The sequence below is a fragment of the Arthrobacter sp. DNA4 genome (assembly GCF_024362385.1).
Taxonomy (GTDB): Bacteria; Actinomycetota; Actinomycetes; order Actinomycetales; family Micrococcaceae; genus Arthrobacter.
On the sequence record NZ_CP101466.1, the window covers coordinates 2952144 to 2964137 of the forward strand.

Genomic DNA, 11994 nt, shown 5'->3' on the forward strand with positions numbered 1-11994 from the left:
TCCGCAGTTCCCGTCAGGACGTGCAGTTCCAGGCAGGACGTCACGACGTGAGAATCACCTTGAGCGCCTTGGTCTCGGCAGCCCGGGAGAACGTGTCGTAGGCGTCGAGGAACTGGTCGAAGCCGAAGTGGTGCGTGGCGAATTTCTCCGCCTTGATCTTCCCCTGGGCCACGAGCCTGAGCAGCATCGGCGTGGTGTTGGTATTCACCAGGCCCATGCTGATGTTGATGTTCTGGATCCATAGATTTTCCAGATGCAGTTCCACTGGTTTTCCATGCACCCCCACGTTGGCCACAGATCCGCCGGGCCGTACTATCCCGGTGCACATGGAAAAGGTCGCGGGGACGCCCACGGCCTCGATGGCGACGTCGACGCCGCGCCCTCCGGTCAGGGCCATGACCTGTTCCTTCCAATTGCCGCTGCCCGAGAGGACAGTGTCCGTGGCGCCGAACTCCATCGCCTTTTCGAGGCGGTTGGCGTCCAGGTCGATGGCCACCACGGTGGCAGCCCCATAGAGCCCGGCTGTGGTGATCGCCGCCAGTCCCACGGGCCCGGCACCGACCACGGCTACGCTGTCGCCCGGCTTGACCCGGCCGTACTGGACGCCGATTTCGAACCCGGTGGGAAGAATATCGGACAGCATCACCGCCTGCTCGTCGCTGACGCCCTCAGGCAGCAGGTGCAGCGAGTTTTCGGCATAGGGAACCCGGACATACTCCGCCTGGGTCCCGTCGATCAGGTGGCCGAAGATCCACCCGGTGCCTTCCGCACCTTCGGCCCCGAGGCAGTGTGAATAGAGGCCCGTCCTGCAGTTGGCGCAGTGGCCGCAGGATTTGATGCAGGAGATGATGACGCGGTCGTCTATCTTCAGGCCGGTGACGGACGGACCGGTTTCCACGACGGTTCCTACGCCCTCATGGCCCAGGATGCGCCCCTTTTCGACGGCGGGAACGTCACCTTTGAGGATGTGCAAATCCGTGCCGCAGATGGTGGTGGTGTCGACTTTGACGATGGCGTCACCGGGTTGCTGGATCCTGGGGTCCGGGACGTCGGTCCAGGACTTCTCCCCGGGTCCGCCATAGACGAGGGCTTTCATGGGATTCTCCTTTGGCTGAGGGCCGGCCCTGTGGCGTGCCGGGCGGCTTGCGCCGACTGTGCAGCCCCAGCAGGCATCCCACAGCGTCCCACCGTGCCGGGCGGGTCCCAAGTGCCATAGGTCCTTCCTTTTTCGCCGGGCCTTTATGCCCTTTCCGGACGCCGGAGAGTTGCCTACGCTGTGGCCTATGACTGACAACACAAACGTACCTGTGCCGGAAATCCTCGATGCGGAAGAGTGCTGGACGCTCCTCGGCCAAACCGGGGTGGGGCGGCTGGCCGTCATCACCGGTGGCCATCCCGATGTCTTTCCCGTCAACTACAAGGTGGACGGCCAAACGCTGGTTTTCCGGACCGGCGCCGGCACCAAGCAGCAGGCCATCCAGTCGGACGCCACCGTGGCGCTGGAAGCAGATGCTGTCAGCGCACAGTTCGGCCTGGCCTGGAGCGTCGTGGTCAAAGGCAAGGCTGTTGACACAGCGCCGACAGGACCTGACCTTGATAACATCCGACGGGCCCTGTTTCCCTGGCAGGGCGTGGGGCAGGAGCATTTCATCCGTATCACGCCGGAGTCGGTAACGGGACGGCGCTTCACCGTGAGCGCCCCGCTTTTGTGGCAGACCCCCTTGGACGACGCAACCCGGGCCTGCTTCGAGTAGGCGGGCCGGCTTCGAGTAGGCGGGCCGCCACGAGGCACGGGCCAGTAGGCTCCAGGCAGGAGAAACAGTGCGCGCATGGTGGGTGAATGAGCCCGGTGCCGTGTCCACCCGTCCGCTGGTACAGGGGATCCGCGCCGCGCCCCGGCCGGCAGCCGGTGAAATCCTGGTGGAAGTAAGCGTCTGCGGCGTTTGCCGCACCGACCTCCACCTCACTGAGGGAGATCTGCCTCCGCGGCACCCGCAGGTGGTGCCCGGGCACGAAGCAGTCGGCGTCGTCATTGAAACGGGGCCGGACTGCTCCCGCTTCAGGGTCGGTGACAGGGTCGGGGTGGCATGGCTGGGCGGTGTCTGCGGCCGCTGTGACTACTGCCGCCGCGGCGACGAGAACCTGTGCCTCTCGCCGGTGTTCACCGGATGGGACAGGGATGGCGGCTTTGCCGAGCAGATGACTGTCGTAGAGGATTTTGCCTACCCGGTGCCCCCGGTCTTCACCGACGAACAAGCCGCCCCGCTGCTCTGTTCCGGGATCATCGGATACCGGGCCCTGAAGCGCGCCGCCCTGCCCGTTGGCGGGCGCCTGGGCATCTACGGCTTCGGCAGCTCTGCGCACATTACGGCCCAGCTTGCCCTCAAGCAGGGCGCCTCCGTGTTCGTGATGACGCGTTCTGAAAATGCCCGGGCGCTCGCACTGGAGTTGGGAGCCGAGTATGCGGGAGACGCGTACGACAGCCCGCCGGTACCGCTCGATGCTGCCATTCTGTTCGCCCCGGTGGGAGGCCTGGTCCCGGTGGCGCTGCGTGCCCTGGACCGTGGCGGGACCTTGGCCATCGCCGGGATCCACCTGAGCGGCATCCCCTCCCTGGATTACGGCAGGGAACTCTTCTTCGAACGCCAGGTGCGCAGCGTGACGGCCAATACCCGGGCCGACGGGCGTGAGTTCCTGGCCCTCGCGGCCCGGCTTTCCCTGGCCATCACCACCACCGCCTATCCGTTCGAGGCTGCGGACAGGGCTTTGGAAGACCTGGCAGCCGACAGGATTACGGGATCCGCCGTCCTCCGGCTCCGGCCGGAGGAAAGTCAGCCGAACAGGACAGCGGCCTCCTGGTAGCGCGCCTCCGGCACCACCTTCAGTGCCCCCAGCGCTTCCTCGAGGCCAACGTTCACGATGTCGGTGCCACGGAGCGACACCATGGTGCCCCATCTTCCTGCCGCCGCTGACTCGACAGCAGCCAGGCCCAGCCTGGTGGCAAGAACACGGTCGAAGGCGGTGGGCTCGCCACCGCGCTGGATGTGGCCCAGGACTGTGGCACGGGTTTCTATGCCGGTCCTTATCTGAAGTTCCCCTTCAAGCAGCAACCCGATGCCTCCCAGGCGCGGTCGTCCGAAAGTATCCAGGCCGCGGGGGGCGTAAGGGGCTGGGTGGCCCTCGGGGGCGAAGGCCTCGGCCACGACGACAAGGGGCGCCCTGCCACGGTCACGGGCGGAAAGTACCCACGAGCAAATTTGGTCCAGGGACACGGGATGCTCAGGCATCAGGATGGCGTGTGCGCCGGAAGCCATTCCCGAATGCAGCGCTATCCAGCCGGCGTTGCGGCCCATGACTTCGGCAACCATGCACCGGTGGTGGGATTCGCCTGTAGTCCGCAAGCGGTCGATGGCCTCGGTGGCAGTCTGGACCGCTGTATCAAAGCCGAACGTGTAGTCCGTGGCGCCGAGGTCATTGTCGATGGTCTTGGGCACCCCCACCACATTGATGCCCTGTCCGCACAGTTCGCGGGCCGCCGCCAAGGTGCCCTCTCCCCCGATGGCAATCAGTCCGTCGAGGCCGTTGCGCTGGACGCAGGCGCGTACGCCGTCGATCCCCTTCCCTACCAGCGGATTGGTCCTGGACGTGCCCAGGATGGTTCCGCCCAGGCGCGAAATCCCCCGGACGCTCGTCCGGGGTAAAGGAACAACGTCCTGTTCCAGGACACCACGCCACCCATCCCGGAATCCCAGGAATTCGTACCCATGCGCAACGTCACCGCCCAGCACGGCTCCCCGGATAACCGCGTTGACTCCCGGGCAGTCACCCCCGCTGGTAAGGATCCCCAGCCGCTTCATGACGCCGCCACCCCGGAAGCCATGGAAGGCAGCGGAAAATGCCGGGTCTCGCCGGGAGGGAGGCCCACGTCCTGGCCACCCACGTGCACTTTGATGGGCCCGGCGTCACCGGGTGCCGAGGCGATGCTCATGTCCCCGTCCTTAAGATGAATGCGAAGGCGGTGTCCCCGGTACAGGACATCAAAGGCAACCGCGCGCAGCCCTGTGGGCAGGTTGGGAGCAAACAGGATGGTGTCGCCGCTAAACCTTAGCCCCGCAAAGCTGCGCTGCACCACGTCGATGGTTCCAGCCATCGCACCCAAATGGATGCCCGCGCGCGTGGTGCCGTGCTGCGTGTCGTCGAGGTCGGCGTCGAGCGCTTCACGGAAGCTGTCCCAGGCCCGGTCGGCGTCAACTCCGGCCAGCACGGAGGCGTGGGCAACGCGGCTCAATGTCGAACCATGGGCGGTCCTGGCAAGGTAGTACTCGATGGTCCGGTTGAGCTGCTCGTGCGTAAACCCGTAGCCCAGGCGTTGCAGGACGGTGAGCAGCCCCTCGTGTCCCAGGAGGTATGGAAGCATCAGGACGTCTGCCTGCTTTGCCAGCTTGTAGCCGTTGGTTTCGTCGTCTTCGGCTTCCAGGATCAGGTCCAGCCGCTCAATGTCACCATAGGTGTCGCGGTAATGTTCCCAGTCGAGCTCCTTCAGCTGCTCGTAGCCCTCAAACTGGCTGATGACCCCGTCTCTGTGAAAGGGCACATACATCGTGGTCCCCAAACGTTCCCACCCGGCCGCTTCCTCATCCGTGACGCCAAGACGGTCCATCAGCCCGGCGCGCTCACTGCCGTGCAGGAATGCCATGATCCCCGCGGCCTGGGAGCAAACCCACGCCGCCATGACGTTCGTGTAGGCATTGTCATTCAACCCTGGTTCGTCGCGGCCGGGATATGCCGTGTGGTATTCATCCGGGCCCACAACGCCACGAACGTGATACCGCGCACCATCCTGGTCGTATGCCGCCAACGAGAAGAAGAAGCGGGCAACCTCAATGACCAGTTCAGCCCCCTTCTGAAGCAGCCAGAGCTTGTCCCCGGTTGCCTGGAAGTACTGCCAGGCGTTGAAGGCGACCGCCAGGCCGGAGTGCACCTGCAGATGCGAGTAGTCCCGGACCCATCTGCCGGACCTGTCGTTGTACAGCCATTTCGGGGTTTCCTCGCTCCCGTCGCTGCCGCTTTGCCAAGGGAACTTTGCTCCCGCCAGCCCGGCCAACGATGCTGCATGCCGTGCGGCGGGAAGCCGCCGCCACCTGTACTCAATGACGGAACGGGCAATATCGGGCGTCCTTGACGTGAGGACAGGCAGGACAAACAGTTCGTCCCAAAAGACGTGGCCGCGGTAGCCCTCGCCGTGGAGTCCGCGCGCAGTGACACCGGCATCCAGTTCGGCGGTGTGGCGCGTCAGCGTCTGCAGGAGATGGAAGATGTGCAGGTTTAGGACCAGGCGTACCTGGACGGGAGCGTCGATCTCCACCAGGAATGGACGGAGTTCCCGCCGCCATGCTTCCTCATGGGCCGCAAGGAGGGCATTGAAATCCCCGCCTGCCCGGTCCAACACTGCGCGGGCGCCCGTTTCCGGGGAAGAGATGGCACGGTCACGGGATGTCACCACGGCTACCGTCTTGGTGATCCGAACTGCGGTACCGGCGTCCAGGGAAAGCAGCAGGGTGCGGAAATGGAAGGCCCCTTTCCTGCCGTCCTCAATGGCCGTTGCTTGGGGAGATACATGGGTCCGGTAGGCTGCGGCGATGCGGATCAGGCTTTGGGTGGTTTCAACTTCGACGACGGAGGCCGCGTCCGGGGGCAGGTCCTGGTCCGCGCACTGCGGGGCCGTCCTGTCAGCCAAATGGACATCGGACCCCTGGGCGCGTTCCGGCAGGTTGGCATTGCGGACACCGGCGTTGATCCCGCTGCGAACCTCCACTGCTCCGCTCCAGCCCAGTGCGGTGACAGTCGTCTCGAGCACCAACAGATGTGGTTCGGCCATGGATACGAAGCGGGTTTGAACCACCTCTATGCGGCGGCCGTCCCCGCCCTTCAACAGCAGGCGGCGCTCCAGCACAGCCCTTTTGAGATCAAGGACCCGGCGTTCGCGGACCGGGGTCATGCCGCCCTCTGACCACCACTCCTGGCCGTCCAGGCGGATATCCAAAGGAAGGCAGTCCGGCGCATTGACCATGTGTTCCTCGAGCAGCATTTCGCCGGTCGCATTCACCATGACGCGGTTGTAGACACCGGCGAGGTACATACCGGCGTAACTGAACGGACCCCCCTCGGGCACGGCTCCGCGGATCCCCATGTACCCGTTGCCCAAGGTGGTCAGTGCTTCCCGGTGTCCCTCGTGCAGGGCATCGAATCCTTCGTAGGCGAGGTGCCAGGCGTTGCCGATGATCAGCCCCAGGTCCAGTTCACCCACGTCATTAAGCACAGTGCCCGCTCCCGCCGCCTCCAGCTGGCGGCGGCTGCCACTGCGATCGATTCCCACCACGAGGCCAAAACCGCCCCGCCGCCCGGCCTCAACGCCTGCAGCGGAGTCCTCAATCACCACGGCATGTGAGGGAGCGACTCCCAGCCTCGCTGCCGCCGCCAGAAAGACATCAGGGGCGGGCTTTCCCTGCATCCCAAGACTTGCCGCAGTGGCTCCGTCCATGACGACGGTGAAGAAGCCCTGGATACCCGCTGCGTCCAGGACAGAGGCCGCATTCCGGCTTGAGGTGACCACGGCCGTTGGAACTCCCGCGCCTGTAAGCCTTTGCAGCAGCTGCAGCGTCCCGGGGTAGCTTTGGACGCCGTCCCGCTCGAGGTGTTCCAGGAACAGTGCGTTCTTCCACCGGCCCAGGCCGAATCCGGTCCAGGCTCCGGCCTCATCCGCCTCCTGGCCTTTCTCGAGATGTACTCCCCTGCTTGCCAGGAACCGCACCACCCCTTCCTCCCGCGGCATGCCGTCGATAAAGGTGAGGTAGTCCGCCCTGCTGAGCGGGGCACGGTTGGTACCAGGGGGAATCCTCGGGTCCTGCAGGATCCGGTCGAACGCGTCCTTCCAGGCGGCCTGGTGGACCAGCGCCGTGTTGGTTACCACCCCGTCCAGGTCGAAAATGACGGCGTCAAAAGGAGGCTTGGCAGCAGCGGCGGTAGGGGACGCGATCATAGGTCAGTGGTACCAGCAAGGAGTCGTCCAGCAAAGGGCCGATGGGCCCGCCGGCGGCTACGCGGTGTCCCTGCCTGCGGATTGCCCCACATGGTTCCACCATGTCAGCGGTGACGTGATGGTGAAGCGCCTGCCGCTGACGGACGTGGGGACGATGCGGACAAAGTGGTCCTTTTCTCCGGCCTGCCAGGGAAACAACGTGAGGCCGGCCCCGGTCAGGAGCTCTTTTGAGGGCTCCAGGATGACTGCCCTGCCTTTCACCAGCACGCTCCATGCCTGGGAATCGTCGTGGCCGTCGGCTTCAAGGGCGACGGCGAGTGGTCCCCCGGCGGCCCGCAGCTTCGTTCCTTCCCCGGTGCGGAAAACAACTGACTGTTGATCCACCTTGTAGTTGACGGGGAAGACTTCCGGATACCCGTCCACCAGGACAGCCAGATGGCCGACGGAGACGCCGCGCAGGAGGTCCCAGCACGTTCCGGCATCCAGGACTTCCGTAGGCGGTTGTGGCGGATCGTTGTGCATATGTGGACGGTACCTGCATGCCGGTCCGCCCCGGTAGAGCATTTGGGCCCGGGCGTGGATCATGGCAAAGAAAAACACCCCGGTCCGAAGACCGGGGTGTTTCACAAGGGTGGGCCGGACATCCTGTGGATGTCCGGCCCGCCGGGGTGGAGATGGGGGGAATTGAACCCCCGTCCGATGTCGTGTTGTCAGGGCTTCTCCGGGCGCAGTTTGCGTCGGATTTTCTCGGCCCCAGCCATGCCGCAAACAGCTGGCTGATCCGGGCCCAGTCATCTAAAAGTCCCGTTTACTCCGATGACGGGAGCAAACAGCAGTGGCTATCTAAATGACGCCAGGATCCGGGGCGATAGCAACCCCGGGCTGACGGACTGTCTTACTGCTTAGGCAGCAAGAGCGAAGTCAGTGCGCTTAGATTCGGCACTTATTGGTTTGCAGAAAGCGTTTACGAGATAATTCTGCATCCTCGGCCCGCTTCACCTGTCGCGACTAACACCGTCGAAACCGATCATCCCCGTATTTTGTTACCAAACCGGCTGGCAAGCCTGCCGGACTATCCATACTAACGCACGCCCTGCCGAAATAATTCCTAGCGCCGGCGGTTGCGCTCGCGCATCTCGCGCTGGGCCTCACGGTTGTCCTGCTGTTCCCGCAGTGTCTGCCGCTTGTCGTACTCACGCTTACCGCGGGCAACGGCGATTTCCACCTTGGCCCGGCCGTCCACAAAGTACAGCTGGAGCGGCACGATGGTGTAGCCGGCTTCCTGGACCTTGCGGGAAATCTTGATGAGCTCCTCGCGGTGCAGCAGCAGCTTACGGCGGCGGCGCGCAGCGTGGTTGGTCCAGCTGCCCTGGTTGTACTCGGGAATGTGGATTGCTTCCATCCACAGTTCGTCGTTGTAGAACGTGCAGAATCCGTCCACCATCGAGGCGTGGCCCTCGCGCAGCGACTTCACCTCGGTGCCCATCAGTGCGATGCCGGCCTCGTAAGTGTCCAGCACGTGATAGTCGTGCCGGGCCTTGCGGTTGGTGGCCACCACCTTACGGCCACTTTCTTTGGGCACGGGAAAACTCCTCGGGTTCAGGTCGGATGCCTCCGGGCCTTCGGCCCGGAGCTATACAAGTCTACGGCAGCGGCGCTTGTGCCCTACAGCAGGCCCATGGGGTCCACAGCCCTGCCGTTGAGCCAGGTTTCGAAGTGGGCGTGGCAGCCGGTGGAGTTGCCGGTGCTGCCCGAGTAGGCGATCAGCTGGCCCTGCGAGACCCTTTGCCCGTTTGAGACCACGATGCTCGAGTTGTGGTAGTAGATGGTGGTCAGGGTGTTGCCCTGCATCACGCCATGATCGATCTTGACGCGCCACCCGCCACCGTCGGCGGAGTTCCACCCGGAGCTGAAGACCTCCCCGGCGGCTGCCGCATACACGGGGGTGCCGCAGGCGGCACCGAAGTCGATGCCGGTGTGCATGTAGCCGCCGGTGCCGTAGAAGTCGATCGTTCCCGGCGGAGTGGTGCGGTACCCAAAGCCGGAAGTGATGGGGATGCTGCCGTCGAAAGGATGGCGGAGGCCAAAGGCCGACGGCGAGCCGGCCGCGGGCGGTACGTACGGCTGGACGGGCGGGGCGGGGCGGTTCGCTGCCGCAGCGGCAGCGGCAGCGGCTGCAGCTGCGGCCTCAGCCTGCCGGCGCTGTTCTGCTTCCCACGCCTCGCGGGCCTTGCGGTCACGTTCAGCAATTTCGTTGGCCACCTGGTTCTGGTTGGCCTGGACGCCGGCGAGCTGCGCCTGGATCCCGGGCTTGGCCGCCTGGAGCTCGGCATCGAGCCGGGTGGTGTCGGCAATCAGCTGGTCAACCTGGGCCTTCTTGGCCGCAGCCTCATCGCGGGCTGCCTTCTCCCGCTCCAGGGCGGCATCTGCCTTGGCCTTAAGGTCCTTGATTTCCGCTTCAACGGCCTGAAGCCGGGCTTCGGAGTTGACGTTGGTGGCATTCTGCTGGCTGAGCTTGTCCATGGCAGCGTTTTGGCTGCGCATGGCCTGGTCCGCGAGGTCCATGGTTTCGGTCAGGCTGCTGCCGCTGTTGGAACCGAAGAAGAGAGACAGGTTGGAGGGAACGCCGCCGGACTTGTAGGCCTGGGTGGCGATCTGCCCGATCAGTTTTTTGGTGTCCGCGATCTTCTGCTTGTCTGTTTCCAGCTGCTGGGTGATCTTGGCTTTGTTCTGCTGGGCCATGTCCACGCGGGCCGACAGGGCTTCGACTTCTTTGACCGCGCCGGCTACCCGACCCTGGGCCTCAAGCAGCGCCTGCTGGGCACCCGGCAACTGGCCCTGGTAGATCACCAGGTCACCGGCAGCTTTGGCAATCCGGGAATCGACAAACTCCAGGGACGCCTGGACACGGGCAGCTTCAGCCTCGAGCGCAGCCTTGCGGTCTTCGAGGTCGTCTGCGAACGCCACAGGAGTCGCAACGGCCATGCCGGCGGAAAGGATGAGGGTGAGCACGCCGCTGACGATCCCCAGACGGCGGGCAGCGGACCGCCCGCGGCTGTGCCGGGGGCGGTGCAAGGTCTGATCAGTTACGTTCATGGGCATTCCTCGGTCGGTGTGCACAGCCTAAACGCGCAAATATCTGCGTAAGGTCAAGAGAGACGAAATTCCTGCCAAGGATCCGCCAAGGACCAGCAGCGCCGGTGCGAGGATCAGGGTCTGGCCGGAGGAGATGAAGGCCGTGTCAGGGTACTGGCGGGACATGTAGTCGCCCAGGAAGAACTGCGCTACTGCCCACAGGGTGCCCGAGGCCAGGGCTGCACCGATGACCGCCGCTATGACGCCCTCGAGGATGAACGGCAACTGGATGACGGTCTTGGATGCACCGACAAGCCGCATGATTCCGGTCTCCCTGCGCCTGCTGAATGCAGAGAGCCTGATGGTGGTGGCGATCAGCAGGATCGCGCAGACGATCATCACACCTGCGATGCCCACTGCCACCAGGGAAGCCCCGTTCATCACCGAGAAGAGGCGTTCGAGCAGCTGGCGCTGGTCAATCACCGTTTCCACGCCCGGTTGGGAGGAGAAGGTCTCGCTGATGATCTGGTACTTCTCCGGGTCCTTCATATTGATCCGGAACGATGCCGGCAACTGGTCCGGCGTCACGGAATCAACGATGGGCGAGTTGGAGAACTGGTCCTTGAAGTGCTTGTAGGCCTCATCCTTGGACTCAAACTGGAAGTCATTGATGTACTGCGCCACGGCCGGTGACTCCAGGAGCGCGTTCAGGCCCTGTTGCTGCTCAGGGGTGACGGGCCCCGAGGCGCAACCCGGCGCCGTCGAACCTTCGCTGCAAAGGAAGATGGCCACCTGGACCTTGTCGTACCAATAGCCCTTCATCTGGTTGATCTGCATCTGCAGCATGCTTACCGCGCCCACGAACGTGAGGGACACGAACGTGACCAGGATGACTGAGACCACCATGGAAAGGTTGCGGCGCAGGCCGCTGCCGATCTCGGAAAGAATGAATGCGAGCCTCACCGCTGGGCCTCGCCTTCGGCGCCGCTGCCCGGAAGACCGGCGTCGGGCGTTTCCCTGCCGCTGGCGTCCTTCAGGCGCCGTGACTGGCCGACGACGGGGATCATCGAGGTGTACAAGGCCCTGGCTTCGTCGCGGATCACCACGCCATTCTTGAGTTCCACCACCCGCTTGCGCATCTCGTTGACGATGTCGTCGTCGTGGGTGGCCATCACCACTGTGGTTCCGTTCTGGTTGATCTTGTCCAGCACGCCCATGATTCCCATGGACGTGGTGGGGTCAAGGTTTCCCGTCGGCTCGTCTGCGAGGAGGATTCCGGGCCGGTTGACAACGGCGCGCGCGATGGCCACGCGCTGCTGCTCGCCGCCGGACAGCTCGTGCGGCATGCGGTGTTCCTTGCCTTCGAGTCCGACTGTTTTGAGGACCTCGGGGACGGTGTCGCGGATCACGCTGCGGCTCTTGCCGATGACCTGCATGGCGAATGCGACATTGGCGAACACGTTCTTCTGCGGCAGGAGCCGGAAGTCCTGGAAGACGACGCCGATGCCGCGCCGGAGGCGGGGAACGCGCCAGCTGGAAATCTTGGCGACATTCTGGCCGGCGACGTACACGGCACCGGAGGTGGCGCGGTCTTCCTTCAACACCAGCCGGAGGAAGGTGGACTTCCCGGAACCGGAAGCACCTACGAGGAAGGCGAATTCGCCGCGGTCGATCTCAAGATTGACGGAATCCAGTGCCGGTCGGGCTTTCTGGTCGTAAACCTTGGTGACATTTTCGAATCGGATCATGGCCCTAAGTACCCTGCAGGGCATGGCTGATCCGTCTGATGCAGCCCAGTTCTGCAGCCGGTGCACGGGTTTTCGTTTGGGGAAAGTAGGGCCCCGGCCCCTCGACTATACGCAGGATGGCCGTCGGTTGGG

Annotated in this window: 10 protein-coding genes and 1 other RNA gene; 2 read left to right on the plus strand and 9 right to left on the minus strand. The window is 64.3% G+C overall.

Features of this window, described 5'->3' with window-relative positions:
- Positions 1–40 precede the first annotated feature (40 nt).
- Entirely contained in the window at positions 41–1096 is a 1056-nt protein-coding gene (locus NMQ03_RS13590; protein WP_255172621.1) for a zinc-dependent alcohol dehydrogenase family protein, read from the minus strand.
- Between the two features lie 187 nt (positions 1097–1283).
- On the opposite strand from NMQ03_RS13590, the gene NMQ03_RS13595 reads away from it, so the two are divergent.
- Together NMQ03_RS13595 and NMQ03_RS13600 are read left to right on the plus strand one after the other, a co-directional pair.
- On the plus strand, positions 1284–1754 hold the full coding sequence (locus tag NMQ03_RS13595; protein ID WP_255172622.1) for a pyridoxamine 5'-phosphate oxidase family protein: 471 nt from the start codon (positions 1284–1286) through the stop codon (positions 1752–1754).
- A gap of 67 nt (positions 1755–1821) precedes the next feature.
- A complete protein-coding gene (locus NMQ03_RS13600) occupies positions 1822–2862 on the plus strand; it encodes a zinc-dependent alcohol dehydrogenase family protein (RefSeq protein WP_255172623.1) in 1041 nt (346 codons plus the stop codon).
- On the opposite strand, the gene NMQ03_RS13605 is transcribed toward NMQ03_RS13600, so the two are convergent.
- The 8 genes from NMQ03_RS13605 to ftsE all read right to left on the minus strand — a co-directional run bounded on the left by NMQ03_RS13605 (position 2832) and on the right by ftsE (position 11862).
- Positions 2832–3857, minus strand: coding sequence for an ATP-dependent 6-phosphofructokinase (locus NMQ03_RS13605; RefSeq protein ID WP_255172624.1), 1026 nt, complete (start codon positions 3855–3857; stop codon positions 2832–2834). The genes NMQ03_RS13600 and NMQ03_RS13605 overlap by 31 nt on opposite strands.
- Positions 3854–7039: an HAD-IA family hydrolase gene (locus tag NMQ03_RS13610; RefSeq protein WP_255172625.1), complete on the minus strand. Its 3186-nt coding sequence runs from the start codon at positions 7037–7039 to the stop codon at positions 3854–3856. The genes NMQ03_RS13605 and NMQ03_RS13610 overlap by 4 nt, the downstream gene beginning before the upstream one ends.
- A 57-nt stretch (positions 7040–7096) precedes the next feature.
- Positions 7097–7561 carry a pyridoxamine 5'-phosphate oxidase family protein gene (locus tag NMQ03_RS13615; RefSeq protein WP_255172626.1) on the minus strand — a complete coding sequence of 155 codons (465 nt, stop codon included), beginning with the start codon at positions 7559–7561 and terminating at the stop codon, positions 7097–7099.
- A gap of 144 nt (positions 7562–7705) precedes the next feature.
- Positions 7706–8074, minus strand: a transfer-messenger RNA (tmRNA) gene (ssrA, locus tag NMQ03_RS13620).
- 73 nt (positions 8075–8147) lie between these two features.
- Positions 8148–8621 carry an SsrA-binding protein SmpB gene (smpB, locus tag NMQ03_RS13625; RefSeq protein WP_043453530.1) on the minus strand — a complete coding sequence of 158 codons (474 nt, stop codon included), beginning with the start codon at positions 8619–8621 and terminating at the stop codon, positions 8148–8150.
- A gap of 83 nt (positions 8622–8704) precedes the next feature.
- Positions 8705–10135, minus strand: coding sequence for a M23 family metallopeptidase (locus tag NMQ03_RS13630; protein ID WP_255172627.1), 1431 nt, complete (start codon positions 10133–10135; stop codon positions 8705–8707).
- A 27-nt stretch (positions 10136–10162) separates the two neighbouring features.
- Positions 10163–11077 carry a permease-like cell division protein FtsX gene (gene ftsX, locus NMQ03_RS13635; RefSeq protein WP_255172628.1) on the minus strand — a complete coding sequence of 305 codons (915 nt, stop codon included), beginning with the start codon at positions 11075–11077 and terminating at the stop codon, positions 10163–10165.
- Positions 11074–11862, minus strand: a complete 789-nt coding sequence (ftsE, locus tag NMQ03_RS13640) for a cell division ATP-binding protein FtsE (protein WP_255172629.1) — start codon at positions 11860–11862, stop codon at positions 11074–11076. Before ftsE ends, ftsX begins: the two co-directional genes overlap by 4 nt.
- Positions 11863–11994 lie beyond the last annotated feature (132 nt).

Coding starts and splice junctions, on each gene's coding strand:
- NMQ03_RS13605 (WP_255172624.1), bottom strand. CDS start 3,857: ATGAAGCGGCTGGGGATCCTTACCAGCGGGGGTGACTGCCCGGGAGTC.
- NMQ03_RS13610 (WP_255172625.1), bottom strand. CDS start 7,039: ATGATCGCGTCCCCTACCGCCGCTGCTGCCAAGCCTCCTTTTGACGCC.
- NMQ03_RS13615 (WP_255172626.1), bottom strand. CDS start 7,561: ATGCACAACGATCCGCCACAACCGCCTACGGAAGTCCTGGATGCCGGA.
- ftsE (WP_255172629.1), bottom strand. CDS start 11,862: ATGATCCGATTCGAAAATGTCACCAAGGTTTACGACCAGAAAGCCCGA.
- NMQ03_RS13590 (WP_255172621.1), bottom strand. CDS start 1,096: ATGAAAGCCCTCGTCTATGGCGGACCCGGGGAGAAGTCCTGGACCGAC.
- NMQ03_RS13595 (WP_255172622.1), top strand. CDS start 1,284: ATGACTGACAACACAAACGTACCTGTGCCGGAAATCCTCGATGCGGAA.
- NMQ03_RS13630 (WP_255172627.1), bottom strand. CDS start 10,135: ATGAACGTAACTGATCAGACCTTGCACCGCCCCCGGCACAGCCGCGGG.